The 26,747-nt window shown below is 73.4% G+C and carries 22 protein-coding genes; 7 read left to right on the top strand and 15 right to left on the bottom strand.

Annotation, left to right across the window (positions count from 1 at the left end):
- The 3 genes from OG965_RS19305 (at nt 1) to OG965_RS19315 (ending at nt 3,608) form a co-directional block, all read left to right on the top strand.
- Entirely contained in the window at nt 1–816 is an 816-nt protein-coding gene (locus OG965_RS19305; protein WP_371653334.1) for an ABC transporter ATP-binding protein, read from the top strand.
- The gene (locus OG965_RS19310) at nt 813–2,444 is read left to right on the top strand and encodes a transporter (RefSeq protein WP_371653335.1); all 1,632 of its coding nucleotides are present in this window, start codon (nt 813–815) and stop codon (nt 2,442–2,444) included. The genes OG965_RS19305 and OG965_RS19310 overlap by 4 nt, the downstream gene beginning before the upstream one ends.
- Nucleotides 2,445–2,756: 312 nt before the next feature.
- Nucleotides 2,757–3,608, top strand: coding sequence for a polysaccharide deacetylase family protein (locus OG965_RS19315; protein ID WP_371653336.1), 852 nt, complete (start codon nt 2,757–2,759; stop codon nt 3,606–3,608).
- Between the two features lie 18 nt (nt 3,609–3,626).
- Here the strand turns inward: OG965_RS19315 and OG965_RS19320 are convergent, their stop codons facing one another.
- Nucleotides 3,627–4,508: an alpha/beta fold hydrolase gene (locus OG965_RS19320; protein WP_371653337.1), complete on the bottom strand. Its 882-nt coding sequence runs from the start codon at nt 4,506–4,508 to the stop codon at nt 3,627–3,629.
- Nucleotides 4,509–5,083: 575 nt separating this feature from the next.
- Nucleotides 5,084–5,776: a metal-dependent transcriptional regulator gene (locus tag OG965_RS19325; protein WP_067162907.1), complete on the bottom strand. Its 693-nt coding sequence runs from the start codon at nt 5,774–5,776 to the stop codon at nt 5,084–5,086.
- A gap of 237 nt (nt 5,777–6,013) precedes the next feature.
- On the opposite strand from OG965_RS19325, the gene OG965_RS19330 reads away from it, so the two are divergent.
- Complete coding sequence (locus OG965_RS19330; protein ID WP_371653338.1) at nt 6,014–6,769, top strand: SIS domain-containing protein; 756 nt, start codon at nt 6,014–6,016, stop codon at nt 6,767–6,769.
- 223 nt (nt 6,770–6,992) lie between these two features.
- Here the strand turns inward: OG965_RS19330 and OG965_RS19335 are convergent, their stop codons facing one another.
- On the bottom strand, nt 6,993–8,372 hold the full coding sequence (locus OG965_RS19335) for a PAS domain S-box protein (protein WP_371653339.1): 1,380 nt from the start codon (nt 8,370–8,372) through the stop codon (nt 6,993–6,995).
- Nucleotides 8,373–8,536: 164 nt separating this feature from the next.
- A complete protein-coding gene (locus tag OG965_RS19340) occupies nt 8,537–9,067 on the bottom strand; it encodes a GNAT family N-acetyltransferase (RefSeq protein WP_371656990.1) in 531 nt (176 codons plus the stop codon).
- Nucleotides 9,068–9,077: 10 nt separating this feature from the next.
- On the opposite strand from OG965_RS19340, the gene OG965_RS19345 reads away from it, so the two are divergent.
- Nucleotides 9,078–9,461: a VOC family protein gene (locus OG965_RS19345; protein WP_371653340.1), complete on the top strand. Its 384-nt coding sequence runs from the start codon at nt 9,078–9,080 to the stop codon at nt 9,459–9,461.
- A gap of 302 nt (nt 9,462–9,763) precedes the next feature.
- Here the strand turns inward: OG965_RS19345 and pdxH are convergent, their stop codons facing one another.
- A complete protein-coding gene (gene pdxH, locus OG965_RS19350; protein ID WP_371656991.1) occupies nt 9,764–10,390 on the bottom strand; it encodes a pyridoxamine 5'-phosphate oxidase in 627 nt (208 codons plus the stop codon).
- 321 nt (nt 10,391–10,711) lie between these two features.
- Here pdxH and OG965_RS19355 point away from each other — a divergent pair, with 321 nt between their 5' ends.
- A complete protein-coding gene (locus tag OG965_RS19355; protein ID WP_371653341.1) occupies nt 10,712–11,812 on the top strand; it encodes a citrate synthase 2 in 1,101 nt (366 codons plus the stop codon).
- A gap of 179 nt (nt 11,813–11,991) precedes the next feature.
- A complete protein-coding gene (locus OG965_RS19360; RefSeq protein WP_371653342.1) occupies nt 11,992–12,252 on the top strand; it encodes a hypothetical protein in 261 nt (86 codons plus the stop codon).
- 48 nt (nt 12,253–12,300) lie between these two features.
- Here OG965_RS19360 and OG965_RS19365 read toward each other — a convergent pair whose 3' ends face one another.
- From OG965_RS19365 to OG965_RS19410, 10 genes are all read right to left on the bottom strand, one after another.
- Entirely contained in the window at nt 12,301–12,915 is a 615-nt protein-coding gene (locus OG965_RS19365; RefSeq protein WP_371653343.1) for a TetR/AcrR family transcriptional regulator, read from the bottom strand.
- Nucleotides 12,903–13,637, bottom strand: a complete 735-nt coding sequence (locus OG965_RS19370; protein WP_371653344.1) for an enoyl-CoA hydratase family protein — start codon at nt 13,635–13,637, stop codon at nt 12,903–12,905. Before OG965_RS19370 ends, OG965_RS19365 begins: the two co-directional genes overlap by 13 nt.
- Entirely contained in the window at nt 13,634–15,241 is a 1,608-nt protein-coding gene (locus tag OG965_RS19375; protein WP_371653345.1) for a 4-coumarate--CoA ligase family protein, read from the bottom strand. The genes OG965_RS19370 and OG965_RS19375 overlap by 4 nt, the downstream gene beginning before the upstream one ends.
- Nucleotides 15,242–15,261: 20 nt before the next feature.
- Entirely contained in the window at nt 15,262–16,413 is a 1,152-nt protein-coding gene (locus OG965_RS19380; RefSeq protein WP_371653346.1) for an acyl-CoA dehydrogenase family protein, read from the bottom strand.
- The gene (locus OG965_RS19385) at nt 16,410–18,323 is read right to left on the bottom strand and encodes a biotin carboxylase N-terminal domain-containing protein (protein ID WP_371653347.1); all 1,914 of its coding nucleotides are present in this window, start codon (nt 18,321–18,323) and stop codon (nt 16,410–16,412) included. The genes OG965_RS19380 and OG965_RS19385 overlap by 4 nt, the downstream gene beginning before the upstream one ends.
- A gap of 7 nt (nt 18,324–18,330) precedes the next feature.
- Nucleotides 18,331–19,932 carry an acyl-CoA carboxylase subunit beta gene (locus tag OG965_RS19390; RefSeq protein ID WP_371653348.1) on the bottom strand — a complete coding sequence of 534 codons (1,602 nt, stop codon included), beginning with the start codon at nt 19,930–19,932 and terminating at the stop codon, nt 18,331–18,333.
- On the bottom strand, nt 19,929–21,638 hold the full coding sequence (locus OG965_RS19395) for an acyclic terpene utilization AtuA family protein (RefSeq protein WP_371653349.1): 1,710 nt from the start codon (nt 21,636–21,638) through the stop codon (nt 19,929–19,931). Before OG965_RS19395 ends, OG965_RS19390 begins: the two co-directional genes overlap by 4 nt.
- The gene (locus OG965_RS19400; RefSeq protein ID WP_371653350.1) at nt 21,638–22,423 is read right to left on the bottom strand and encodes a TIGR03084 family metal-binding protein; all 786 of its coding nucleotides are present in this window, start codon (nt 22,421–22,423) and stop codon (nt 21,638–21,640) included. Before OG965_RS19400 ends, OG965_RS19395 begins: the two co-directional genes overlap by 1 nt.
- Nucleotides 22,424–22,669: 246 nt before the next feature.
- Entirely contained in the window at nt 22,670–23,626 is a 957-nt protein-coding gene (locus OG965_RS19405) for a DMT family transporter (protein WP_371653351.1), read from the bottom strand.
- A 159-nt stretch (nt 23,627–23,785) separates the two neighbouring features.
- On the bottom strand, nt 23,786–26,653 hold the full coding sequence (locus OG965_RS19410; RefSeq protein WP_371653352.1) for an FAD-binding and (Fe-S)-binding domain-containing protein: 2,868 nt from the start codon (nt 26,651–26,653) through the stop codon (nt 23,786–23,788).
- Nucleotides 26,654–26,747 lie beyond the last annotated feature (94 nt).

Below are 26,747 nucleotides of genomic sequence, written 5' to 3' on the forward strand. Positions count from 1 at the left end.
ATGCCGGATCAGACATTCGACACCGCGGACGGGGCGCGGGACCTGCCGCCCGCCGTCCGGGTCAGCGATCTGTGGAAGCGCTTCGGCGACCAGATCGCCGTCGCCGGGATCGATCTGGAGCTTCCGGCGGGCAAGTTCATCGGCCTGGTCGGACCGAACGGGGCGGGCAAGACCACCACCCTGTCGATGGTGACCGGCCTGCTCCGCCCCGACCGCGGCACCGTCGAGGTCGGCGGCCACGACGTGTGGCGCGACCCGGTCGCCGTGAAGTCCCGGATCGGCGTGCTGCCCGAGGGCCTGCGGCTCTTCGAGCGGCTGACGGGGCGCGAACTGCTCGGCTACACCGGCCGGCTGCGCGGGCTGCCCGGCGCCGAGGTCGACAAGCGGGCCACCCAGCTCCTGGACGTCCTGGATCTGGCGGGCGCCCAGCACAAGCTCGTCGTGGACTACTCGACCGGCATGCGCAAGAAGATCGGGCTCGCGGCGGCGCTGCTGCACAACCCCGAAGTGCTGTTCCTGGACGAGCCGTTCGAAGGCGTCGACCCGGTCTCCGCGCAGACGATCCGGGGCGTCCTTGAGCGCTACACCGCCTCCGGCGCGACCGTCGTCTTCTCCAGCCACGTCATGGAGCTCGTCGAGTCGCTCTGCGACTGGGTCGCGGTGCTGGCCGCCGGGCGCATCCGCGCACAGGGCACGCTCGCCGAGGTCCGGGGCAGCGCGAGCTCGCTGCAGAACGCCTTCCTCGAACTCGTGGGCGCCCACGGCCGCGACACCGGCGAGACCCTCGACTGGCTCGGCGGCGGTGCGGCCCGATGAGCGCCACGGACACGGCCCCGAAGGCCCCCACGACTCCGGGCGCGCCCTCCCTCACCCCGCTCTTCGTACGGCTGAAGCTGTCGCTGCTCAGGAACGGGCTGCGGCAGTCCGGCGGGCGCCGGGCCGCGTACATCACCTCGGCCGTGCTCGCCCTGCTCTTCGCCGCCCTCCAGCTCCTCGGCCTGCTCGCGCTGCGCGGCGACGCCCACGCGGCCACGGTGGCCGTCCTGGTCACCGCCGTCCTGGCGCTCGCCTGGACGGTGATGCCGCTGTTCTTCCCGAGCGGCGACGAGACCCTGGACGCGACCCGGCTCGTGATGCTGCCGCTGCGCCCGCGCTCGCTGATCGTGGCGCTGCTCGCCGCCTCCCTGGTCGGCATCGGGCCCCTCTTCACGCTCTGCCTGGTGCTCGGCTCGGCGATCGCGGTGGCCCACAGCGCGGCGGCGGCCGCCGTCGCGGTGCTCGCCGTACCGCTGACGATCCTGGTGTGCGTGGCGCTCGCGCGGACGGTGGCGACGGCCAACACCCGGCTGCTGACCTCCCGCAAGGGCCGCGACCTCGCCGTGCTCAGCGGTCTGGTGATCGCCATCGGCTTCCAGTTCGTCAACTTCGGGGTGCAGAAGCTCGGCGACTCGGGCGGCCTCTCCGCCCTCGACCCGGCCGGGGACGTGGTCCGCTGGCTGCCGCCCGCCGCCGCGATCGGCGCCGTCGACGCGACGAGCGACGGCGCGTACGGGCGGGCGGCGCTGCAACTCCTGCTCACCGCCGTGGCGTTGGCGGCCCTGCTGTACGCCTGGCAGCGCTCGCTGGTACGGCTGATGACGACCCCGGACGGCTCGACGCTGCGGCCCGCCGACACGGCCCGCAAGCAGGCGGACCGGCCGGGACTCGCCGGGCTGCTGCCCGAGGGCCGCACCGGCACCGTCATGCTGCGCACCCTGCGGTACGCCTGGCGCGACCCCAAGACCAAGGCCGCGTGGATCACTTCGCTCGCCATCGGCCTGATCGTCCCGGTCGCCAACGCCCTCCAGGGCAACGGCACGGTGTACTTCGCCTCGTTCGGCGCGTTCATGCTGGGCGCCCAGATGTACAACCAGTTCGGGCAGGACACCTCGGCGTTCTGGATGGTCGTCCAGACGATCGCCACGCCCCGGGACGCCTTCCTGGAGCTGCGGGCCCGCGCGTACGCGATCGCGCTGGTGACGGCCCCGTACACCGTCCTGGTCGCGGTGGTCACCGCCTCGCTGGTCGGCAACTGGGCGGCGCTTCCGCAGGCGTTGGGGCTCTCGCTCGGGCTGCTCGGCGCGATGCTGGCGACGGGCGCGGTCGCCTCGGCGGCGTTCGCGTACTCGGTCCCGCAGGACAGCCGCAAGAACGTGGCGCCGGGCCAGGGCGGCATCGCGTCCCTGGCGATCCTCGGCGGGATGCTCACCAGCGGGCTGCTCAGCGCGCCGCTGATCGCCCTGACGATCTGGCTGCACGTCTCGGACCGGCACGGCGCGCTGTGGCTGGTGCTGCCGGTGGGGGCGGTGTACGGGGTGCTCGTCGCGTACACCGGGCTGCGCGTCGCGGCCCCGCGCACGGCTCGGCGGCTGCCGGAGATCCTGACGGCGGTCAGCCGGGGCTGACCGCTCCCGGGGCCCGGTCTTTTTCTGCGGGCCCGGTGGGGGCTGGTCGCGCAGTTCCCCGCGCCCCTTATCGGCCCGGTCTTTGTCTGCGGGTTGTGGTGGGTTGCTCGCGCAGTTCCCCGCGCCCCTAGAAGCGCCCCTGCGGGGCGATCCCTGTGGCAACCCCGGTGATCCCAACCCCCCAGGGGCGCGGGGAACTGCGCGACCAGCCCCCACCGGCACGCAGACAAACGCCGGGCCAGAACGGGCGCGCGTCACTCAGGCGGGTGACGCCCGCATGCGTGCCGGGGCGGGCACGGGTAGATCTTTTGTGTGACCGCGTACCGCATATCCCTCAGGGCCGGGGCCGCCGGGCTGGCCGCCTCGGTGCTGCTGCTCTGCATGGGCTGCGTCACCGACGGCGCCGCCCCCGCGGCCCCCCGGCCCGCTCCCGTACGCCATGTGCACGAGGGCGACGAGAGCCCCCTGGAGGCCGCGCCGGGGGACGGCCGGGGAGCGCTGCCGTACTCGCCGCTGTGCCGCACCGCCAAGTGCATCGCGCTCACCTTCGACGACGGGCCCGGCCCGTACACCGCGCAGCTGCTGGACATACTCGGCCGGGAAGGCGTGCGGGCGACGTTCTTCCTGGTCGGCGACAAGCCCGTGCACACCTATCCCGACCTCGTACGGCGGATCGCCGCGCAGGGCCACGCGATCGGCAACCACACCTGGACGCACCCGGTCCTGACCGGTCTGCCCGAGGCGGAGATACTGCGCCAGCTCACCCTCACCCAGTCGGCGCTCCAGCAGCTCACGGGCGTCCGGCCGACGCTGATGCGGCCGCCCAAGGGCCTCACCGACGCCCGGGTGACGGGCGCGGCCCGCGCGCTCGGGCTCGCCCAGATCCTGTGGAACGTGACCGCGACCGACTACCACAACACGACCACCGAGCTCGTACGGAAGCTGGTCCTGGAGCGGGCCCGGCCGGGTGGCGTGGTCCTGCTGCACGACGTCCTGAAGTGGACCGTGCCCGCCGTGCCCGGCATCATCGCCGGGCTGCGCGGCGCGGGCTACACGCTGGTGACGGTCCCCCAGCTGTACGAGAACATGCGGCCGGGCGAGCAGTACCCGGCGTGGGCGACGCCCGCGCCGACCCCCACCCCGGCAGGCTCGGGGCACGGCTGAGCCCTTGGGGTCCCCGGCTCAGGGGGACGAGGGGACCGGGTGCTCGGCCGTCTCCTGGAGGAACGGCTCGACCACCGCCCGCCAGCCCTCCGGCTGGTCGTAGTGGACGAGATGGCCGGCGTCGGCCACTTCCGCGTACTGACCGCGGGGCAGTACGCGGACCATCTCCTGGGCCTCGGCGCGGCCGAGCTCGCCGTCGAGGCCGCGGACCACCAGCGCCGGGCAGCGGACCTGGGCCAGCTCCTCCCAGTGCGCGTCGAACACCCACGTCTCGCGGGACCTCAGCATCTGGCGGCGGGAGAAGACCGGGCGCCAGCCGTCGGCGCGCTCGGCCATCACCTCGGCGAAGAACTCGCCGCGCGCGGGGCTGGGGCGCTCCACCCAGGGGTCGTCCTCGCCGAACCACTTCCGTACGTCCGCGAGCGTCGCGAACGGGACCGGCCAGGACTTGAACCAGTCCTCCCACTCGCGCTGGGAGGCCGCGCCGAGCGCCGAGGCGCGCATGTCGCAGATCACCAGGGCGCGGACGAGGTCGGGGCGGTGGGCGGCGAGCTGCCAGGCGGTGAGGGCGCCCATGGAGTGGCCGACGAGGGTGACCGGGGCGAGGCCCAGCTGCTCGATCGCCGCCTCCGCGTCCGCCACATAGGCCTCGCGGGTGAAGGGGCCCTCGGCGGGCTTGTCGCTGCGGCCGTGGCCGCGCTGGTCCAGGGCGACCGCGCGGTGCTTCTCGGCGAGCCAGCGGGCGGTGGGCGCCCAGTGCGCGGCGCGGCCCATGAGTCCGTGGAGCAGTAACACCCCGGGAGCCCGGTCGGTTTCCCGGGGGCCCTTGGGCGGGTCCGCGAACTCCCAGGCAGCGAGGCGCACGCCATCGGAGCCCGTCACGTCGCTGCGTCGCACCATGTGTCCTGGCACCCCCTTCAGCCCCCGAAGCTCTGAGGTCAGTTCACGGCAGAGTATCGAACCTCTATTCGAAAACTCGCGTCTCTCGCGCAACACCCCTCGTTCGAGTGACCGGACTCAAGGATTGACGGGCCGCCCCGAGGGGAGATCTTCTGCGGGAGGCGGGCGGCCACGGTGGGACCGACCGGCCGGCCCGAGGGAGCTGACCCCGAGAGCTCGGGGCTCCGGGTCAGCACTGGGGAGGGCAGGCCCCGGCGCCGCAGGGCGCCGGGGCCCTCTGCGACTCGACGGGACCCACAGGGCCCGCCAGGAGCGGGAGACAGTGGCATCGGGACTCTCCGCACGATCCCCTCCCCTCCCGGCCGTACGCTCCTCGGTCGTACGCCCTTCCGCTCCTTCAGGTCATATGCCTCACCCGACAGCGTGGCACGCGAACCGCCCGTCCGCTGCCGATCCGACCGGAAACAACGGGCGGGCACGGCGGTCGGCCCACCCTCTCAACTCCCGTACGCCCCAAAGGAAACGGGGGCGGCGCCGCGCACCCGCGCGACACCGCCCCCGCCACCTGCGCTTCCCTACCGCTTGGCCACGAAGACGTGGGACGCCACGTCCGCGCCGAGCTCGGCGGCCTCGCCGCTGCTGCCGACCAGGACGCCGCCCGGCGACCGCGTCACGCTGACGACCGCACCGGGCTGCACGCCCGCGCGACGCAGCGTGTACATCAGCTGGGCGTCCGTCTGGATCGGCTCGCCGATGCGGCGCACGACGACCGTCATGCCGTCCTCCGTCGCCTCCAGCTCGTTGAGGCTGATGATGCCGTCCTCCAGGAAGGCGTCGGCCTCGGCCTTCTCGCCCAGCTCCTCCAGGCCCGGGATCGGGTTCCCGTACGGAGACTCGGTCGGGTGGCGCAGCAGCTCAAGCACCCGCCGCTCCACCGCCTCGCTCATCACGTGCTCCCAGCGGCAGGCCTCGGCGTGCACCTGCTCCCACTCCAGGCCGATCACGTCGACGAGCAGACACTCGGCGAGCCGGTGCTTGCGCATGACGCGCGTCGCCAGGCGGCGCCCCTCCTCGGTGAGCTCCAGATGCCGGTCGCCCGCGACCTGGACCAGGCCGTCGCGCTCCATGCGCGCGACCGTCTGGCTCACGGTCGGCCCGCTCTGGTCGAGTCGCTCCGCGATCCGGGCGCGCATGGGGACCACACCCTCTTCCTCAAGTTCGAGGATGGTGCGGAGATACATCTCCGTCGTGTCGATCAGTCCGGACATACGTGCCCCTCGATGCTGTGAATGTTGAAAGCACTCGTGCGCTGGCCCTGGCTCAATTCTGACGCATACCACTGACAACCGTGCCCCGGCCGGGGCACGGGCCCAGAACGGGCGCTCGGGAAGACTGGAGGAGGACTGGGGGTAGGGCGTATTGACAGGGCAATGGTCCAGACCGCAACGTGTGCGGCGGCACGGACATTCCCTCCCCCGAGCATTCCCCCGGAAAGGGCCCAGGCGATGAGCGAGAGCAAACTGGCCGGTCAGTTCTTCGACGCCGCCATCGGGCTGCTCCAGCGGGTACGGGACGAGGAGGCCGGGAACGTCGCCGCCGCCGGGACCGCGATCGCGGACACCGTCGCGGCGGGCGGCCGCCTCTTCGCCTTCGGCGCCGGGCACTCCTCGCTGGCCGCGCAGGACGTCGTCTACCGGGCGGGCGGACTCGCCCTGATGAACCTCCTCGCCGTGCCCGGCACGGTCGGGGTCGACGTGACGCCCGCGACGCTGGGCTCGGCGCTTGAGCGCGTGGACGGCCTGGCGGGCGCTGTCCTGGACTCCAGCCCCGCCAAGCCCGGCGACGCCCTCGTGATCATCTCCCTCTCCGGCCGCAACTCGCTGCCGGTCGAGATGGCGATGAACGCGCACGCGCTGGGCCTCAAGGTCATCGGCGTCACCTCGCTCGCGTACACCGAGGGCACGAAGTCGCGACACGTCTCCGGCACGTTCCTGCGCGACCACTGCGACATCGTCCTCGACAGCAAGATCGCGATCGGTGACGCGGAACTCACCCACGAGGCGATCCCGGCCCCCTTCGCCCCCGCGTCGACGGTCGTCACCAGCGCCCTCATGCAGGCGATGATGGCCGCGGCGGCGGAGTCCTTGGCGGAACGAGGCATCGAGCCGCCGCTGCTGCGCTCCGGGAACGTGGACGGGGGCCATGAGTGGAACGGGCGGGTGCTGACGGAGTACGGGGATCGGATCTTCTTCCGGCACTGAGCCCTCCGGGGGGGGCGAGGTTTGCCTGCGGACCGTGGTCGGCTGGTCGCGCAGTTCCCCGCGCCCCTTGAGTGCCGCTCCGCGGCATCCCCTGGGCGGCCCGGAGGGGCGCTTTTAGGGGCGCGGGGAACTGCGCGACCAGCCCCCACCGGCCCGCAGACGAACAGGGACCGGGGGCGGAGCCCCGGTAAGCCCACCCGCCCAAGGGGTCCGGGGGTGGGGGCTAACCCAAGGTCGCCGCCAGGTCCAGCGCCGCTCCCACCCGTACCGCCACGCTCTCCGCGAACGTCGCGTCGGGGCGTTCGAAGGCCGGGCGGCCGGGGCCGCGCAGGAACGTGAGGACCCCCAGAGTCCGGCCTCGGCTGCGCAGCACCGTGCACAGCGCGTGCCGCGCGTCCGCCGGCCACTGCCGCTCCTCGGCCCAGCTCTCGGCGCCCGCACCCCCACTGGCCCGTACCGACCCGATCCGGTCGACGGCCTGAAGGGCGGGGTGGCCCGGCGCGTAACGCACCGGGATGCCGCCGCCCGACACTGGCGCGACCGGGCCCGGCGCGCTCGCCGGCGACGCCGCCGTACGCACCAGACGCTCGCCCACCGCCACGTCGACCAGCGCGTGCTCCGCGAACCCGGCGAGCGCGAAGTCCAGGTACGCCATCGCCGCCTCCGACGGGTCCTCGCACTCCGCGGCCGTACGCGCGGCCCGGTACAGCTGGTTCGAGCGGAACCGCAGCCGGTCCGCCTCCTGCTCGGCCAGCTTCGCGGCGGTCACGTCCTGGAAGAGCCAGGCGACCCCCAGCGGCACCGGCTCCTCCGCCAGCGGCGAGGCCAGCCGCAGGAAGCCGCTGCGCCAGCAGCGCCGCCGCTCGCCCTCGGCGGTGCGCAGCGTCACCCACAGCTCGGCGGGCGAGTCGGGCGCGCCCTCCGCGAGCACATGGTGGAGCGCGCCCTCCAGCTCCTCCACGCCCTGCACGATCAGCTCGCCGAGCGGCCGCCCCAGCAGCGTGGCCCGCCCGGTCCCGAGCGCGCGGGCCGCGTACGCGTTGACGACGGTGGGCCGCAGGTCCACGTCCACAAGGACGACGCCCCACGACCCGTCCTCGAACAGCGCCTCGCTCAGCGCGATCGACCGTTCCAGGTCGATCTGCGCGTGCACCTCGCTGAACGCGCAGTACACGCCCGCCGGTTTGCCGTCCGCGCCCCACACCCCGGCCGACTGCGTCCGTACGAGAACGCGCCCGCCGTCCTTCTTCAGCAGCGCGAACTCGTGTACTTGGCGGCCCGGCGCGTCCATCGCGGCCATCAGCCGGCCCTCCACCTCGCCCGCGTCGGCGGCCCGTACCGCCCACCCGGCGAAGCCCTGGCGGCCGACGGCCTCCTCGGCGCTCCAGCCGAGAATCCGCTCGGCCTCGCGGTTCCAGTGCGTGACCGCGCCGCCCACGTCGAACGCGCACAGCGCGGCGTCCATGCCGTCGAGCAGCGCGGCGAGCAGATCGCCGCCGTGCTCGGGTTCGGGCACCGGCGGACCGCCGGGGTCGTCGTCGTGCCCGCGGTCCGGCTCGTCGGGACCGAGGGCGTTGGTGGTCTCACTCCGGGAAGCACTCATCCTGGCACCCCCTGCAGGACGTGTCGCCGCGTCACACCGACGCACCGACCCTCGTCGGATCATTCAACTGGAACGTGACGCATCCCACACCGACTTCCCCGAAATCCCTTCACGGGAGGGATCGTTTTGCGACGCGCGAGCGGGCGGAAACGATGCGCGCGGGCTCACCCGGCGAGCTCCGCGCGCCAGCGGACCTCCCCGTCCTGCCACTCGTCGGTCGGGGCGAGCCCGGCGGCGCGCGCGACGGCGGCGGACGCGGTGTGATCGGGGTGGATGTGCGCGACGACGCGCCGCACTCCGTACGCGGCGAGCCCGGCGACGAGCGCCCGCGCGGCCTCCACGGCGATCCCCCGCCCCTGCCAGGGTGTCCCCACGACCCAGGCGATCTCCGCCGTACCACCCTCCACAGTGGCCTGGACCGTACCCACCAAGTGGTGCTCTTCGCGCAGCCGGATGACCCAGTTGAGCCAGTGGACGGCGGGGTCGGGCGACCCGGCCGTCATCCGCGCGTACCGCGCACGCAGTTGTTCCACGTCGTCCGGTACGCCCCCGATGAACCGGTGCAGCGCGGGATCCCCGAGCACCTCCGCCATCTCCTCGGCGTGCTCCACCCGCAGGGGCTCAAGGTCGACCCGCGCGCCCGACAGCGCCCACGCGCGCGAAAAGGCCTTTCCCGCCCCACCCTCGTCGAACATAGTGACGCTCATGACCTCACTTGTACGTCATGTGACGTTCGACTGCACCGATGCCTACAGCCTGGCCACCTTCTGGGCGGCGGCCCTCGACGGGAAGGTCTCCGACGAGGACTTCCCCGGCGACCCGGAGGCCCTGGTGACCAGCGAGGGCGCCACCCTCCTCTTCGTGACGGTCCCCGACGCCAAGTCCGTCAAGAACCGCGTCCACCTCGACCTCCAGCCCCAGGACCGCACCCGCGACGAGGAGGTCGACCGCCTCCTGGCCCTCGGCGCCACCCTGGTCGGCGACCACCGCCTCCCCGACGGCAGGGGCTGGGTCACCCTCGCGGACGTGGAGGGCAACGAGTTCTGCGTGGAGCGGAGCGCGGGGGAGCGGGCGGCGACCGCCCAGTAGGCCCTGGGGACCCGACTCCATTAATTCGGTTGTCGGGCTCCGCGCGGCTTCCTAATGTGTCGTTCACACGAGAGAAAAGGAGGTGATCCGGAAGTGATTTCCAACCGGACGCGTGAGGTGACTGCGGGCTAGCGCCTGCCAGTCGCACTCTTTGTGCAGTGCCGGCTCGTCGCCGGCCGAATTCCCAGCAGTCACCGACCCGCGGGCTCGCCGGTACGTCCGGCCGGCTTCTCTTCGGAGGAACCCGAGCCCGCGGGTTTCTGCATGCCCGGGGCCAAGGACCGAGAACCAAGGACCGAGAACTACGGGGCCAGGCGTTCCACCTGCCAGGTGTCGGGGGACGCCGGTACATAGCGCAGGCGGTCGTGGAGGCGGTTCTCGTGGCCCTGCCAGAACTCCATCGTCTCCGGGACGATCCGGAAGCCGCCCCACTGAGGAGGGAGCGGGACCTCGGTGCCTTCGGGGTAGCGGGTCGCCAGTTCCTCGTAGCTGGTCGTCAGCTCGGTGCGGGAGGCGATCGGCTGCGACTGGGGGCTCGCCCAGGCGCCCAGCTGGGAGCCGTGGGGGCGGGTGCGGAAGTACGCCTCGGTCTCGTCCTGGGGGATCCGCGCCGCCTTGCCCGTCACGATGACCTGGCGGGAGATCTGGTGCCAGGGGAAGAGCAGGGAGACGTGCGGGTTCGCCGCCAGTTCGTTCGCCTTGCGGGAGGCGTAGTTCGTGTAGAAGACGAAGCCCCGGTCGTCGTAGGCCTTCAGCAGGACCGTGCGCGTCGACGGGTGGCCGTCGGGGGTCGCCGTGGCGACGACCATGGCGTTCGGCTCGTGCAGGCCGCCGGTGACGGCCTCCTTGAACCAGCGCGCGAACTGGGCCATGGGGGTGGCGGCCAGGTCCGCCTCGTCCAGGAGAGTGGTGCGGTACTGGCGGCGCATGGCCGCGGGGTCGTGGTCGGTCACGGCGTCATCCTGCCGTAGGCGGGCTACGGCCGTGCCGGGCCGCCGCCCCCGCATGGCACGGCGTGTCAGTTTTCCCGGCACGGAGGGTCGCCAACCCTCTGCGCGGCAAATGGGGCAGTGTGCCGGATGTCACGCTTCCCCGCACCCGTCGAACCCGCCAAACTCTCCGCTGGGCCACTGTGGCCCCCCTACGACCCGGTGGGTTGAATTTTCCACCGCACGGGGCATCACGGGGGAAGGGGCGCCCCCTGCCCGACCCATCCCGCAGCTGTCGCACGCATCACGAGGAGCCGCCTGATGTCCGACTTCGTACCCGGACTTGAAGGAGTCGTCGCGTTCGAGACGGAGATCGCCGAACCCGACAAGGAAGGCGGTGCCCTTCGGTACCGAGGCGTCGACATCGAGGATCTCGTCGGCCATGTGTCGTTCGGGAACGTGTGGGGGCTGCTGGTCGACGGCGCCTTCAATCCGGGGCTGCCGCCCGCCGAGCCGTTCCCCATTCCCGTCCACTCCGGGGACATCCGCGTCGACGTGCAGTCCGCGCTGGCGATGCTCGCGCCGGTGTGGGGGCTGAAGCCGCTGCTCGACATCGACGAGCGGACCGCCCGCGACGACCTGGCGCGCGCCGCCGTCATGGCACTGTCGTACGTCGCCCAGTCGGCGCGCGGCCAGGGGCTGCCGATGGTGCCGCAGCGCGAGATCGACAAGGCCGAGTCGGTCGTCGAGCGGTTCATGATCCGCTGGCGCGGCGAGCCGGACCCCAAGCACGTGAAGGCCGTCGACGCGTACTGGACGTCGGCCGCCGAGCACGGCATGAACGCCTCGACGTTCACCGCCCGCGTCATCGCCTCCACCGGCGCCGACGTCGCCGCCGCGCTCTCCGGCGCGGTGGGCGCGATGTCCGGCCCGCTGCACGGCGGCGCCCCCTCCCGGGTCCTCGGCATGATCGAGGAGATCGAGCGGACCGGCGACGCCACCGCGTACGTGAAGAAGGCCCTCGACAAGGGCGAGCGTCTGATGGGCTTCGGGCACCGCGTCTACCGCGCCGAGGACCCCCGCGCGCGCGTGCTGCGCCGCACCGCCAAGGAGCTGGGCGCGCCCCGCTTCGAGGTCGCGGAGGCGTTGGAGAAGGCCGCTCTGGAGGAGCTGCACGCCCGCCGCCCCGACCGTGTGCTCGCCACGAACGTCGAGTTCTGGGCGGCGATCATGCTGGACTTCGCGGAGGTCCCGGCGCACATGTTCACGTCGATGTTCACGTGTGCCCGGACGGCGGGCTGGTCGGCCCACATCCTGGAGCAGAAGCGGACGGGGCGTCTGGTGCGCCCGTCGGCCCGCTACATCGGCCCGGGTTCACGCAACCCGCGCGAGGTGGAGGGGTTCGCGGACATCCGGGCCTGAGCCCCGGTCCGGCAACTCTGTTACGTGTGTGGCGTCGCCCCTGGGACGGGGGCGGCGCCACACGCGTATGTGCCCCCGCCCGGGGCCCCTTGATCCATTCGTGGCTGGAATTAGATAGGGTTTTCGAGAACCAGACCCCCCACAACGGGCTCTTCGGGCCCGGGATTTGGAGTACCACCATGCGTCGTACTGTGACCGCTGTTCTGTCCGCCGCGCTGCTCGCCGGTGGCCTGGCCGTGACCGTCGCGCCCGCCGCGCACGCCGGCGTCATCATCTGCAAGCCGGCCGAACTGCGCCAGCAGGCCGCCCAGCTCGACCGGAAGGCCGAGGAGCTCAACCACCTGGGCGAGCGTGCCGCCGCCGCGAAGGCCCACCAGCAGGCCGACGCGCTGCGCAAGAAGGCCAAGATGTGCGAGGACGCGGACGGCCGCGCCTCCTAGTCAGCGGTACGGGTACGGGGGTCGGGCGCACGCGCCCGGCCCCCGTTCTCATGCCCGCCCCAGCGCCCCGTCGACCAGCTCCGCCCACTGCGCCACCACCCGGCGTCTGCGGGCGCCGTCGTCCGTCAGGAGGTTGGCGAGGCCGAGGCCGCGGGCCATGTCGAGGAGGCCCTGGACTGTTTCGCGTACGCCGGGCAGCGACTCGTCCGCGCCGAGCAGTGCCACCGCGATGCGGTGCGACTCCCGGCCCACCCTGGCTTCCAGCTCCCTTACCCGCGCGTGCAGTTGGGGCTCGTTGGCGGCGGCCACCCAGAGGTGCAGGGCGGCCCGGAACAGCGGGCCCGTGTAGAGGTCGACGAGGCTGGCGACCACGGTGTGGCGGTCGGTGGGGCCGAGGGCGCGCAGGGCCGTGGAGCGTTCCTCGGCCACGTACTCGACGGCCGCCGTGAACAGGTCCTCCCGGGTGGGGAAGTGGTGCTGGGCCGCGCCGCGCGAGACGCCGGCCCGCTCGGCGACGACGGAGACCGTGGAGCCCGCCCAGCCGTGTTCGGCCAGACAGGCCACCGCGGCCTCCAGGAGGCGCTGCCGGGTGACGCGGCTGCGGTCCTGCTTCGGGGAGTTGGGGCCCTTCGCGGAGGTGGTCGCCGGTGTCACAACACCCATGGGGGCTCCCGTCGTTCCAGGAACGCCGTCACGCCCTCCTTCGCCTCGGCGGAGGCGAACAGGGCCGCCGAACGCGCGCTCAGGTCTTGTGTCCAGCGGTCGAAGGTCTCCACCACGGTAGCCGTGACCAGTGCCTTCGATGCGGCCAGGCCCTGTGGGGAGGCCCGGCGCAGCCCGTCGAGGACCGGTGCGAGGGCCGCGTCCACGTCGTCGGCCGCCGCCGTGAGCAGTCCGGCCCGTACCGCCTCGGCCGCCCCGAACCGTTCCCCGGTGAGGTAGTAGCGTCCGGCGGCGCGCGGGTCCATGCGGGGCAGCAGGGGCATGGAGATGACGGCGGGGGCGAGCCCGAGCAGGGATTCGGTGAAGGCGTACGTGGAGTCCGGTCCGGCCACCGCGATGTCGCAGGCGCCGAGCAGCCCGAGCCCGCCGGCCCGTACGTGTCCGGTGACCCGTGCCACGACCGGCTTGGGCAGTTCGACGACGCCTCGCATCAGGGTCACGAAGGCGGCCGGGTCGGGGGGTGACTTGAGGTCGGCGCCCGCGCAGAAGGTGGAGCCGGTGTGGGTGAGCAGGACGGCCCGTACGCCCGGGTCGTCGGCGCAGTCGGCGAGGGCCGCGCCGAGCTCGCCGACGAGGGCGGCCGACAGGGCGTTGCGGTTGGCGGGCGAGTCCAGTGTCAGTGTGGTGATGCCCCGGTCGTGCGAGCGGTGTACGACGGTCATGCGGTGCCCTTCTGGCTTTCCGGGACGCCCCGGCGCTCCCTGAGTTCACGGCGGAGGATCTTTCCGGTCGCCGCGCGCGGCACTGTGCCGATGAACTCCACGCGGCGGATCTTCTTGTACGGGGCGACCTGCCCGGCGACGTACTCCATGACGTCGTCGGCGGTGAGGTCCTGGGTGCCGGGCGCCCGTACGACGTAGGCGCATGGCACCTCGGTGCCGTCCTGGTCGTACACGCCGACGACCGCCGCGTCCGCGATGGCGTCGTGGGTGAGCAGCAGCGCCTCCAGTTCGGCGGGGGCGACCTGGAAGCCCTTGTACTTGATGAGTTCCTTGACCCGGTCGACCACGAAGAGCCAGCCGTCGGCGTCGGCGTGGCCGATGTCGCCGGTGTGCACCCAGCCGTCGGCGTCGATCATCTCGGCGGTGGCCTCGGGGCGGCCGAGGTAGCCCTTCATGACCTGCGGGCCCCGGATGGCGATCTCGCCGGTCTCGCCGGGGGCGACGTCGCGGCCCGGCTCGTCGAGGGAGAGGAGGCGCATCTCGGTGCCGGGCAGGAGTTTGCCGACGGTGCCGGGCGGCGGGTTCGCGGCCGCCAGGGGGACGGCGTGGGTGCCGGGCGAGAGCTCGGTCATCCCGTACGCCTGACGCACCGGCGGGAGTTTGAGCCGGGCCGAGCAGGCCGCCGCGAGCTGGGCGTCCAGGGGGGCGGCGGCGCTGACGATGTACTCCAGGGAGGAGAGGTCGTACTGGGCGACCGCCGGGTGCTTGGCGAGGGCGAGCACGATCGGCGGGGCCACGTAGAGGCCGGTGATGCGGTGGCGCTCGATGGTGGCGAGGAACTGGTCGAGGTCGAAGCGCGGCAGCACCACGACGGTGGCGCCCTGCCTCAGTGGGGCGTTGAGGAGCGCGGTGAGCCCGTAGATGTGGAAGAAGGGCAGGACGGCGAGGATGCGGTCGCCGGGGCCCATGGGGCAGAGCGGGTGGAGCTGGGCGAGGTTGGTGGCGATCGAGCGGTGGGTGAGCATCACGCCCTTGGGTACGCCGGTGGTGCCCGAGGAGTACGGCAGCGCGGCGATGTCCTCGCCGGGGTCGATCTCCACGGCGGGCTCGGGGGCGTCGGAGGCGAACATGTCGAGGACCGAGCGGTGGCCGTCCGCCCGGTCGCAGACGAATATCTCCGCGATGCAGCCGCTGAGTTCGGCCGCGCGGCGGGCCGTCTCAAGAAGTGGCGCGATCGTGACGATCCAGCGCGCCTTGGAGTCGGCGATCTGTTTGGCGAACTCCTCGGCCGTGGCCAGCGGGTGGACCGTGGTCACCGAGGCACCTGCGCGCGTGGCCCCGTAGAACACGGCGGGGAAGAGCACCGAGTTGGGGCTGTGCAGGGCGAGGACGTCGCCCTTGCGCAGCCCGGCCTCGGCGAGCGCGGCGGCGACCCGGCGGTGCTGCACGTCGAGCAGGGCGTACGAGACGGAGGTGGCGCCCGTCGGGTCCGTGCCGTCGATGAGGGCGGTGGCGGCGCCGTAGCGCGTCGCGTGCCCGAGGACTGCCTGGTGGATGGGTTCGTCGACGACCGGGACGGCCGCGTACTCGCTGTGGAAGACCATGGGGGCACGTCCTAGTACGGCTAGTACGACTTGGGAAGCCCCAGCGTCTGATGCGAGACATAGTTGAGGATCATTTCGCGGCTGACCGGCGCTATCCGGGCCACGCGCGCCGCAGTGATGAGCGCCGCGAGCCCGTACTCGCGGGTGAGGCCGTTGCCGCCGAGGGTGTGCACGGCCTGGTCGACGGCCTTGACGCAGGCTTCGGCCGCCGCGTACTTGGCCATGTTGGCGGCCTCGCCCGCGCCCGTGTCGTCGCCCGCGTCGTAGAGCGCGGCCGCCTTCTGCATCATCAGCCGGGCCAGCTCCAGCTCGATGTGCGCCTGGGCGAGCGGGTGGGCGATGGCCTGGTGGGCGCCGATGGGCTGCTTCCACACCTGGCGTTCGCGCGCGTACGTGAGCGCCCGCGCCAGCGCGTAGCGGCCCATGCCGATCGCGAAGGCGGCCGTCATGATCCGTTCGGGGTTGAGCCCGGCGAAGAGCTGGAGCAGCCCGGCGTCTTCATCGCCGACGAGCGATTCGGCGGGCAGCCGCACCTCGTCGAGGACCAGCTCGAACTGCTTCTCCTGCGCTTGGAGTTCCATGTCGATCTGCGACCGCTGGAAGCCGGGGGTGTCGCGGGGCACGATGAACAGGCAGGGCTTGAGGCTGCCGGTGCGGGCGTCTTCCGTACGCCCCACGATCAGGGTGGCGTCGGCGATGTCGACGCCGGAGATGAAGACCTTGCGGCCGGTGACGATCCAGCCGCCGGTCTCCTCGTCGCGGCGGGCGGTGGTGGTGATGCGGTGCGAGTTGGAGCCCGCGTCGGGCTCGGTGATGCCGAACGCCATGGTCCGCGAGCCGTCCGCGAGCCCGGGCAGCCAGGTGCGCTTCTGCTCCTCGGTGCCGAAGCGGGCGATGACCGTGCCGCAGATCGCGGGCGAGACGACCATCATGAGCAGCGGACAGCCCGCCGCCCCCAACTCCTCAAGCACGATGGACAGTTCGGCCATGCCGCCGCCCCCGCCGCCGTACTCCTCGGGCAGGTTCACGCCGAGGTAGCCGAGCTTGGCGGCGTCGGCCCACAGCGCCTCGCGGTCGTGTCCCCGGCCGTGCCGCTGCCCCAGGGCCGCCACGGCGGCCCGCAGGTCCTTGAGTTCCTGGCTCTCGATGGCGCTGCTGCGTGCTCCGGTCATGACGGCTGGTCCTCCTGTGCTTCGGGTGCGTCCTGGACGACGGCGAGCAGGGCGCCGACCTCGACCTGGCGGCCGGGGGCGGCGTGGAGCGCGGTGAGCGTGCCGGAGGCGGGGGCGGTGATGGGGTGGGTCATCTTCATCGCCTCCAGCCAGATCAGTGGCTGCCCCGCGGTGACCCGGGCCCCTTCGGCGAGCCCGTCCGCGACCCGGACGACGACGCCCGGCATGGGGGCGAGCAGCGATCCGGGGGCCGCGAGTTCGCTGGGGTCGGTGAAGCGGGGGTGTGCGGTGAGGGCGTACGAGCCGGCGGCGGTGTCGACGTACACCTGGTCGCCGTACCGCGTGACCAGGAAGTCCCTGGAGACTCCGGCGACTTCGAGGCGTACCCGGCCGGGTTCGGCGGCTTCCAGGCGTACGTCCGGGAAGCCGTCGGCGGTGAGGCCGTGGCGGGTGAGGCGGTAGCGGATCTCGTGGTCCCCGTACCGCTTGGTCTGCGGCTGGGACGGCAGGTTGCGCCAGCCGCCGCCGAAGCGGGAGGCGCGGCCCGCCGCGTCCGCCAGGGCGGCGGCGAGGGCCGCGTGCGCCTCCCCCGCGCGCGGCTCGGTCAGGGCGGGCAGGTGCCGGTCGTAGAAGCCGGTGTCGAGGCGGCCGGAGGTGAAGTCCGGGTGGCGCAGGGAGCGTACGAGCAGGTCGCGGTTGGTCTTCGGCCCGTGGACACGGGCCAGTTCGAGCGCACGGGCGAGTGCGCGGACGGCGGCGGCGCGGGTGGGGGCGTGGACGACGGCCTTGGCGAGCATGGCGTCGTAGTGGACGCCGATGGTGTCGCCGTCGCCGTAGCCCCGGTCCAGACGGACACCGTCCGGCAGGGAGAGGTGGTGCAGGACGCCGGTCTGCGGGGTCCAGCCGGTCGCCGGGTCCTCGGCGTACAGCCGCGCCTCGACGGCGTGCCCGTGCGGCTCGGGCGGCTCGGTGGGCAGGGCGGCGCCCTCGGCGACCTGGAGCTGGAGCGCGACCAGATCGACCCCGAACACGGCCTCGGTGACGGGGTGTTCGACCTGGAGGCGGGTGTTCATCTCCAGGAAGTACGCCCGCCCGGAGGGGTCGACGAGGAACTCGACGGTGCCCGCGCCCCGGTAGGAGACGGCACGGGCGGCGGCCACGGCGGCGGTACGGAGTCTGCCGCGCAGGGCCTCGGGCAGGCCGGGCGCCGGGGCCTCCTCGATGACCTTCTGGTGGCGGCGCTGGAGCGAGCAGTCACGGGTGCCGAGCGCCCAGACCGTGCCGTGCGCGTCGGCCATGATCTGCACCTCGACGTGACGCCCGCGCTCCACGTACGGCTCGGCGAACACCTCGCCGTCCCCGAACGCGGACCGCGCCTCGGCGGAAGCGGCCGCCAACTCGCCTTCCAGGTCGATGAGTTCCCGTACGACGCGCATCCCACGGCCTCCCCCGCCCGCCGCCGCCTTGAGGAGCAGCGGCAGATCGGCCCCGGTGGCCTTCGCCGGGTCGACGGGGGCGAGCAGCGGCACCCCGGCCGCCGCCATCAGCTGCTTGGCGCGGGTCTTGGAGGCCATCGCCTCGATGGCGGCGGGCGGCGGGCCGATCCAGGTCAGCCCGGCGTCGACGACCGCCTGCGCGAAGGCGGCGCTCTCGGAGAGGAACCCGTACCCGGGGTGCACGGCGTCCGCGCCCGCCGCGAGGGCCGCCTTCACGACGAGGTCGCCGCGCAGATACGTCTCGGCGGGCGTGGCCCCCGGCAGCCGCACGGCCGCGTCGGCCTCGCGGACGTGCGGCAGCGACGCGTCCGGGTCGGAGTACACGGCGACCGTGGAGATACCCAGGTCACGGCAGGTGCGGAAGACCCGGCAGGCTATCTCGCCCCGGTTGGCGACAAGAACGGACTGGATCATCAGCGCCTCACATCCTGAAGATGCCGAAGCCGCCGCGCGCGCCTTCGACCGGGGCCGTGTGGACGGCGGACAGACAGATGCCGAGGACCGTGCGGGTGTCGCGGGGGTCGATGACCCCGTCGTCGTAAAGCCGCCCGGACAGGAAAGCCGGCAGGGACTCGGACTCGATCTGCTGCTCGACCATGGCGCGCAGCCCGGCGTCCGCCTCGTCGTCGTACATCTGCCCCTTGGCCAGCGCCGAGGCGCGGGCGACGATGGAGAGGACCCCGGCGAGCTGCAGCGGCCCCATGACGGCGGACTTGGCGCTGGGCCAGGCGAAGAGGAACCGGGGGTCGAAGGCGCGCCCGCACATCCCGTAGTGCCCGGCGCCGTACGAGGCGCCCATGAGCACCGACAGATGCGGCACCTTCGAATTGCTGACCGCGTTGATCATCATCGCGCCGTGCTTGATGATGCCGCCCTGCTCGTACTCCTTGCCGACCATGTAGCCGGTGGTGTTGTGGAGGAAGAGGAGCGGGATGTCGCGCTGGTTGGCGAGCTGGATGAACTGGGCGGCCTTCTGTGACTCCGCGCTGAACAGGACGCCCTGGGCGTTGGCGAGGATGCCGACCGGGTAGCCGTGCAGCCGCGCCCAGCCGGTGACCAGGCTCGGCCCGTAGAGCGGCTTGAACTCGTCGAAATCCGAGCCGTCGACGAGCCGGGCGATCACCTCGCGCGGATCGAAGGGCGTCTTCAGGTCCCCCGGCACGATCCCGAGCAGCTCGTCCTCGTCGTACTTGGGCGACTCGTAGGAGAGAGCCGGATCCGGGTGCGCCTTGCGGTGGTTGAGGCGGGCGACGATGCGCCGGGCCTGGCGCAGGGCGTCCTGCTCGTCCACGGCGTAGTGGTCGGCGAGGCCGGAGGTGCGGGCGTGCATCTCGGCGCCGCCGAGCGACTCGTCGTCGCTCTCCTCACCGGTGGCCATCTTCACCAGCGGCGGCCCGCCGAGGAAGACCTTCGACCGCTCCTTGATCATGACGGTGTGGTCGGACATCCCCGGCACGTACGCACCGCCGGCGGTCGAGTTCCCGAACACCACCGCGATGGTGGGGATCCCGGCGGCGGACAGCCGGGTGATGTCCCGGAACAGCGCCCCGCCCGGGATGAAGATCTCCTTCTGGGAGGGCAGATCGGCGCCGCCGGACTCGACGAGGCTGATGCAGGGCAGCCGGTTGGCGTACGCGATCTCGTTGGCCCGCAGCGCCTTCTTCAGCGTCCACGGGTTGGAGGCCCCGCCGCGTACGGTCGGGTCGTTGGCGGTGATCAGGCACTCGACGCCCTCGACGACCCCGATCCCGGTGACCATCGAGGCGCCGACGGGGTAGTCGCTCCCCCAGGCGGCGAGCGGCGACAGCTCCAGGAACGGGGTGTCCGGATCGACGAGCAGCTCGATGCGCTCGCGGGCGAGCAACTTGCCGCGTGTGCGATGACGTTCGACGTACTTGGGCCCACCGCCGGCGAGCGCCTTGGCGTGCTCGGCGTCGAGCTCGGCCAGCTTGGCGAGCATGGCGTCGCGGTGGGCGGCGTACTCGGGCCCGCCGGTGTCGAGGGCGGTCGGCAGGACGGTCACAGCAGCACCTCCGGGATGTCCAGGTGGCGCGAGCGCAGCCATTCGCCGAGCGCCTTGGCCTGGGGGTCGAAGCGGGCCTGCGAGGCGACGCCCTCGCCGAGGAGGCCGTGGACGGTGAAGTTGAGGGCGCGGAGGTTGGGGAGCGCGTGCCGGACGACTCTCAGCTGCCGACTTTCAGGTATCAGCTCCTGAAATCGCTCGACCGTCAGCGCGTGGACGATCCACCGCCAGGCGTCGTCGGACGTCACCCACACCCCGACGTTGGCGTCCCCGCCCTTGTCACCGCTGCGGGCCCCGGCGACGAGCCCGAGGGGGGCGCGGCGAGTGGGCGCCTCGTCGGGCAGCGGTTCGGGGAGCGCGGGCTCGGCGACATCCTCAAGGACCCGAGTCCGTACGGGACGGGGCATCGACTCCCGTACGCCATCGGGCAGCACGGCGACATGCGCCACCTCGCCCGCCGCGACGAACTCAGCCTCGAACACCCCATAGGGCGCACCCTTTCCGGGCGGGGCCGTCACATGAAATCCCGGGTAGCTGCCGAGGGCCAGCTCGATCGCGGCGCCGCTGACGGTACGGCCGACAGCGTCCGGGTCGGGGTCGCGGACGACGAGGCGGAGGAGGGCGCTGGAGGTCTCCTCGGTCGGGGCGTCGCTCTGATCGGTGCGGGAGAGCTCCCAACGGATCTCGGCGGGCCGGGACTTGGCGCGCCGGAAAGCATCCTCGATCTGCTCTCTCACGATCTCGGCCTTGGCTTCGATGTCGAGCCCGGTGAGGACGAAGACGACCTCGTTGCGCCACCCGCCGACGCGGCACAGGCCGACCTTGAGGGTGGGCGGCGGCTCCTCGCCGCGTACGCCGGTGATCCGCACCCGGTCGGGCCCGTCCGCCGCCAGCCGTACGGTGTCGAGCCGGGCGGTGACGTCGGGCCCGGCGTACCGGGCGCCCCCCGTCTCGTACAGGAGCTGCGCGGTGACGGTGCCGGGGTCGACGGCGCCGCCGGTGCCGGGGTGCTTGGTGATGACGCTGGTGCCGTCGGAGTGGATCTCGGCGAGGGGGAAGCCGGGGCGGCGGATGTCGTGGTCCCGGAAGAAGGCGTAGTTGCCGCCGGTCGCCTGGGTCCCGCACTCCAGGACGTGCCCGGCGACGACGGCTCCGGCGAGGGCGTCGTACTCCTCGGGCCCCCACCCGTGCCACCAGGCGGCCGGGCCGGTGACGAGGGCCGCGTCCGTCACCCGCCCGGTGACGACGACATCGGCCCCGGCGGCGAGGCAGGCGGTGATGCCGGTGCCGCCGAGGTAGGCGTGGGCGGTGAGGCCGCCGGGGCGCGGGGGAAGGGAGTCGCCTTCGACGTGGGCGACGCGGGTGGGGAGGCCGAGCCGGGCCACCAACTCCCTTACTTGCTCGGCAAGTCCAGCCGGATTCAGCCCGCCCGCGTTGGCGACGATCCGCACCCCGCGTTCGTGCGCGAGGCCGAGGCACTCCTCCAGCTGACGCAGGAAGGTCTTGGCGTAGCCGAGGCGGGCGTCCTTGAGCCGGTCGCGGCCGAGGATGAGCATGGTGAGCTCGGCGAGGTAGTCCCCGGTGAGCACGTCGAGCGGCCCGCCGGTGAGCATCTCGCGCATGGCGTCGAAGCGGTCGCCGTAGAAGCCGGAGGCGTTGGCGATGCGCAGTGGCCGGGGGCTCGGGCTGGGGCTGGGGCTGGGCATCAGGCCCCCTTGGGCGCACGCCCGGGACCGGCCGGGCCCGCGAAGGCCTGGGCGATGTCGAGCCAGCGGTCGGCGTCGGGGCCCTCGGCACGTACGGCCGTGTCGGAGCGGTGGATGCGCTGGGTGACGAGGAGGCAGAAGTCGAGGGCGGGGCCGGTGACGCGCTGGGCGGCGTCGGGCGGACCGTACGTCCAGAGGCCGCTCGGCCCGGTCAGCTCGACCCGGAACTCTTCGTCGGGGGCCGCCAACCCCCGTACGGCGAAGGCGAAGTCCCGGGCCCGCACGCCGATCCGCGCGACGTGGCGCAGCCGGTCGGTGGGCTCGCGGGTGCGGCCGAGCGCGTCCCATACGTCCTGGCCGTGCGCCCAGGTCTCCATCAGGCGTCCGGTCGCCATGGAGGCGGTGGACATGGGCGGCCCGTACCAGGGGAACCGGGCCCCGGCGGGCGCCGCCACCAGCGCCTCGGCCAGCCGGGCCCGCCCGTGCCGCCACCGGCCGAGGAGCTCACCGGGTTCGAGCCGGGCGCCCGCCTCGGCGCCCTCGTCGACGAAGGTCTCGGGCGAGGCGACGGCCTTCTCGACCTCCGCCGCGAACGCGTCCGCGTCGGTGACGGCGAGCAGCGCGGCCCCGTCGGTCCAGGCCAGATGCGCGATCTGGTGGGCGATGGTCCACCCCGGGGCGGCGGTGACCGTCTCCCACCCGTCCGGCCCCAACGCGCCGACGAGCCGGTCGAGTTCCTCCCCTTCGGCGCGCAGATCGTCGAGCACGGCGTTCGGATCGGACACGGGGCGCTTCCCTTCGGGTGGGGATACGGCGGTGTGCCCGGGAGCATGGCAGCGGTTTACAAAACAAGCAAGCGTGCTTGCATTATTTTTTGCCAGGGTTGCGTGCGCCCTAAGTCGCTTGCTGGAGTGCGCCCTTGACGGGGTTGCCTGGGCGGCGGGGCGGTCTGAGGCCGCCGTGTACGGCGTGGCCGCCAGAGCCCTGCCGGCCCTCGGGACGAACGTCCGGCATGCCCCCTCGCCCCTGGGCTACCGCCCCGGCCGCCCCACCTGCGACCGCACCGCCCCCGCGCTCGCCCCGATGACCAGCGCGATCGCCAGCGCGTCCGTGGCGGACAGGGCCTGGTGGAGGATCAGGAAGCCCGCCGTCGCCGCGATGGCCGGTTCCAGGCTCATCAGGACCGCGAAGGTGGAGGCGGGGAGGCGGCGCAGGGCGAGGAGTTCGAGGGTGTACGGGAGTACGGAGGAGAGGATCGCCACCGCCGCGCCCAGGCCGATCGTCGACGGGACCAGGAGCTTCGAGCCCGACTGCACAGCGCCCAGCGGCAAGGACAGGACCGCCGCCACCGCCATCGCCAGCGCCAGGCCGTCCGCCTGTGGGAAGCGGCGGCCCGTACGGGCGCTGAACAGGATGTACACCGCCCAGCACGCCCCCGCCCCCACCGCGTACGCCGCCCCGACGGCGTCCAGCGACCCGAACCCGTCGCCCCCGCCGCTGCCGAGGAGCGCCACACCGGCGAGCGCCAGTCCGGCCCAGACGAAGTTGGCCAGGCGGCGGGAGGCCAGGACGGAGAGGGCGAGGGGGCCGAGGACCTCCAGGGTCACCGCGGTGCCCAGCGGGATGCGGTCGACGGCCTGGTAGAAGAGGCCGTTCATGCCCGCCATCGCGACGCCGAAGGCGACCACCGTTCCCCAGTCGGCGCGCTGGTAGCCGCGTACCTTCGGGCGGCACAGGATCAGGAGCACCAGCGCGGCCGCCAGCAGGCGGAGCGTCACCACTCCCGCTGCCCCCGCCCTCGGCATCAGCATGACCGCGACGGCCGAGCCGAACTGGACCGATATGCCGCCCGCCACCACCAGCGCGACCGGCGCCAGCGCCACCCGGCGGCCGCCGCCCCCGCCGAGCCCGCCCGCCGCCTCCGGGGTCGCGACGGTGGCCGCCGCGGTGGCGGTCGTCGGCTCTGCGGCGGCGTGCGGAGTGGTCACCGGGGGTCCCCTAGCGGATTAGTTCAATACGTTGGACTGTTTCGTTAAAATATTGCACCAGCTCGCTCGTCCGGTCCAGCGATTTCCCGTCGTGGAGCGGAATGGTGCCTTCCATCCAATGTAAGCGGCAATGTAAGCGGCGCTCAGCCCTAGTACCCGCTACCCCTCACCGGGGAGCCCGGGGAGACCCGGGAGCCCCTCCGCCAGCACCTGCGCCAGATGCCTCGCCCGGCGCCCCGCCAGCTGCTCCAGTTGCGTACGGCACGAGAAGCCGTCCGCCAGGACCTCCGTGCCGGGCTCCGCGGCCCGTACCGCCGGCAGCAGCTCGTCCTCCGCGCACGCCACCGACACCTCCCAGTGGCCCCGCTCGAAGCCGAAGTTCCCGGCCAGACCGCAGCAGCCGCCGCTCAGCGCGCCCGTCAGCCCGGCCCGCTCCCGCAGCCGCCGCTCGGCCGCGTCCCCGAGCACCGCGTGCTGGTGGCAGTGCGTCTGCCCGACGACCGCGCGCCCCACGTACGGCGGGGTCCAGTGCGGCGCGCACTCCTCCAGCGCCTGCGCGAACGTACGCACCGACGCCGCGAGCCGCGCCGCCCTCGGGTCGTCGGGCAGCAGCTCCGGCAGATCCGTTCGCAGCGCCGCCGCACAGCTCGGTTCCAGGACGACGACCGGCAGGCCGCGGTCGAGCAGCGGCTCCATCTCGTCCAGCGTGCGGCGCAGGACCGTGCGGGCGCGGGTGAGCTGGCCGGTCGAGACGTAGGTGAGGCCGCAGCAGACCCGGCCCCGGGGCACCACGACCCCCACCCCGGCCGCCTCCAGGACCCGCACCGCCGCCCGCCCGACCTCCGGCGAGAGGTGGTCGGTGAAGGTGTCCGGCCACAGCACGGCCGAGACCGGAACACCGCCATCGAGGCGCCCCCGCCACCACCCCCGCAACGTCTCCCCCGCCAGCACCGGCAGCGCCCGCTCCGGGGCGATCCCCGCCAAGCGCTTCGCGAGCACCGCCAGCGGCCGTACCCGGGCCAGCGCGTTCAGCCCCCGCGCCCACGGCGCCGCCAGCCGCAGCCAGCGGGGCAGCCACCCCATCGCGTAGTGGGACGCGGGCCGCAGCCGCCCCCGGTAGTGGTGGTGCAGGAACTCCGCCTTGTACGTGGCCATGTCCACCCCGACCGGGCAGTCGCTGCGGCAGCCCTTGCAGGACAGGCAGAGGTCGAGCGCGTCGCGCACCTCCGGCGAGCGCCAGCCGCCGGTGACGACCTCGCCCGCCAGCATCTCGTGCAGCAGCCGCGCCCGGCCCCGCGTCGAGTGCGCCTCCTCGCCGGTGGCGCGGAAGGACGGGCACATCACACCACCGCCCGAACCCGCGTCCCGCGTACGGCACTTGGCCACGCCCACACAGCGCCGCACCGCCGCCGAGAAGTCCCCGCCGTCCTGCCGATAGCCGAACTCCACCTCCACCGGCCGCCTCGGCAGCACCTCGAACCGCAGGTTCTCGTCCAGCCGGGCGGGGCGGGCCAAAATCCCCGGATTGAGCAGCCCCGCCGGGTCCCACACGTCCTTGAACTGCCCGAACAGCCCGACCAGTTCGTCCCCGTACATCTTCGGAAGCAGCTCGGCCCGCGCCTGCCCGTCGCCGTGCTCGCCGGAGAGCGAGCCCCCGTGTGCGGCCACCAGCTCCGCCAGCTCCTCGGAGAACCGGCGGAAGCGCGCCACGCCCGCCGCGCTCAGCAGGTCGAAGTCGATCCGGACGTGGACGCAGCCGTCTCCGAAGTGCCCGTACGGGGTGCCGCGCAGGCCGTGCTCCCCCAACAGGGCCCGGAACTCCCGCAGATACGGGCCGAGCCGCGCGGGCGGCACCGCGCAGTCCTCCCACCCGGGCCACGCCTCCGTACCGTCCGGCATCCGCGTCGCCGTCCCCGCCGCGTCCTCGCGTACGCGCCACAGCGCCCGCTGCCCGGCCGGGTCGGTGACCACAGCCGCGTCCAGCGAGCCGGCCGCCCGCACCAGCTCGCGGGCCCGGGCCAGCGCCTCGGCCGGGGTGGCGCCGCCCGTCTCGACGAACAGCCAGGCGCCGCCGCGCGGCAGCCCGGCGCGGCCGCGCACCAGGTCGGCGGCCATGCCCTCGACGGTGAGCGGCCCGTACGGCAGCAGGGCGGGCGCCGCCTCGGCCGCCGCACTCTCGTCCGGGTACCCGAGCACCGCGAGCGCCCGCGCCCCGGGCGTCTCCACCAGCCGTACGACCGCCTCGGTCAGCACGCCGAGCGTGCCCTCGCTGCCGCAGAACGCGCGCGCCAGATCCGTCCCGCGCTCGGGCAGCAGCGCGTCCATCGCGTACCCGGAGATCCGGCGCGGCAGGTCCTGCGGATAGCCGGTGCGCAGCGCGGCGAGGTGGCGTTCGACGAAGCCGCGCAGCCCCGCCGGGGCGCCGGTCCAGCCCTGGCCGAGGCGGAGCAGCTCGCCGCTCCCGCTCACGGCGGTCAGCGCCCGTACGTTGTCGGCGGTCGTCCCCCAGGCCACCGAGTGCGCCCCGCACGCGTTGTTGCCGATCATCCCGCCGAGCGTGCACCGGCTGTGCGTCGACGGATCGGGCCCGAACGTCAGCCCGTACGGCCGGACCGCCTCCCGCAGCACATCGAGGACGAGGCCCGGCTGGACCACCGCCGTCCGCGCCTCCACGTCCACCGAGAGCAGGGCCCGCAGGTGCCGGGTGAAGTCCAGGACGACCCCGGTCCCGGTTGCCTGGCCCGCGATGGAGGTCCCGCCGCCGCGCGGCACCACCGGCACCCCGTGCTCCCGGCAGACGGCGAGCGCCGCCGCCACGTCCTCGGCGTCCCGGGGCGCGACCACCCCGTACGGCACCCGCCGGTAGTTGGACGCGTCCATCGTCACCAGCGCCCGCGCGCCCGCCGAGAAGTCGACCTCCCCGCGCACGACCTCACGCAGTTCCCGCTCCAACGCGTCCGAAGCCGCCGCCGTACGCCCCGCGCCGCCCACATCACCCGCATCGCCCGTGTCGCCCGTGTCGCCCATGGGAAACAGCCTGCCCGCCGCAGGCCCGACCACGGCAGGCCCCGGCTCCGGCGCGTCTCGCGGGGTGGACCGGAGCCGCGCGCTCCACGGCGTG

Source organism: Streptomyces sp. NBC_00224 (assembly GCF_041435195.1).
Lineage (GTDB): Bacteria > Actinomycetota > Actinomycetes > Streptomycetales > Streptomycetaceae > Streptomyces.

Coding starts and splice junctions, on each gene's coding strand:
- OG965_RS19305 (WP_371653334.1), top strand. CDS start 1: ATGCCGGATCAGACATTCGACACCGCGGACGGGGCGCGGGACCTGCCG.
- OG965_RS19310 (WP_371653335.1), top strand. CDS start 813: ATGAGCGCCACGGACACGGCCCCGAAGGCCCCCACGACTCCGGGCGCG.
- OG965_RS19320 (WP_371653337.1), bottom strand. CDS start 4,508: ATGGTGCGACGCAGCGACGTGACGGGCTCCGATGGCGTGCGCCTCGCT.
- OG965_RS19325 (WP_067162907.1), bottom strand. CDS start 5,776: ATGTCCGGACTGATCGACACGACGGAGATGTATCTCCGCACCATCCTC.
- OG965_RS19330 (WP_371653338.1), top strand. CDS start 6,014: ATGAGCGAGAGCAAACTGGCCGGTCAGTTCTTCGACGCCGCCATCGGG.
- OG965_RS19335 (WP_371653339.1), bottom strand. CDS start 8,372: ATGAGTGCTTCCCGGAGTGAGACCACCAACGCCCTCGGTCCCGACGAG.
- OG965_RS19340 (WP_371656990.1), bottom strand. CDS start 9,067: ATGTTCGACGAGGGTGGGGCGGGAAAGGCCTTTTCGCGCGCGTGGGCG.
- OG965_RS19345 (WP_371653340.1), top strand. CDS start 9,078: ATGACCTCACTTGTACGTCATGTGACGTTCGACTGCACCGATGCCTAC.
- pdxH (WP_371656991.1), bottom strand. CDS start 10,390: ATGCGCCGCCAGTACCGCACCACTCTCCTGGACGAGGCGGACCTGGCC.
- OG965_RS19355 (WP_371653341.1), top strand. CDS start 10,712: ATGTCCGACTTCGTACCCGGACTTGAAGGAGTCGTCGCGTTCGAGACG.
- OG965_RS19360 (WP_371653342.1), top strand. CDS start 11,992: ATGCGTCGTACTGTGACCGCTGTTCTGTCCGCCGCGCTGCTCGCCGGT.
- OG965_RS19365 (WP_371653343.1), bottom strand. CDS start 12,915: ATGGGTGTTGTGACACCGGCGACCACCTCCGCGAAGGGCCCCAACTCC.
- OG965_RS19370 (WP_371653344.1), bottom strand. CDS start 13,637: ATGACCGTCGTACACCGCTCGCACGACCGGGGCATCACCACACTGACA.
- OG965_RS19375 (WP_371653345.1), bottom strand. CDS start 15,241: ATGGTCTTCCACAGCGAGTACGCGGCCGTCCCGGTCGTCGACGAACCC.
- OG965_RS19380 (WP_371653346.1), bottom strand. CDS start 16,413: ATGACCGGAGCACGCAGCAGCGCCATCGAGAGCCAGGAACTCAAGGAC.
- OG965_RS19385 (WP_371653347.1), bottom strand. CDS start 18,323: ATGATCCAGTCCGTTCTTGTCGCCAACCGGGGCGAGATAGCCTGCCGG.
- OG965_RS19395 (WP_371653349.1), bottom strand. CDS start 21,638: ATGCCCAGCCCCAGCCCCAGCCCGAGCCCCCGGCCACTGCGCATCGCC.
- OG965_RS19410 (WP_371653352.1), bottom strand. CDS start 26,653: ATGGGCGACACGGGCGACACGGGCGATGCGGGTGATGTGGGCGGCGCG.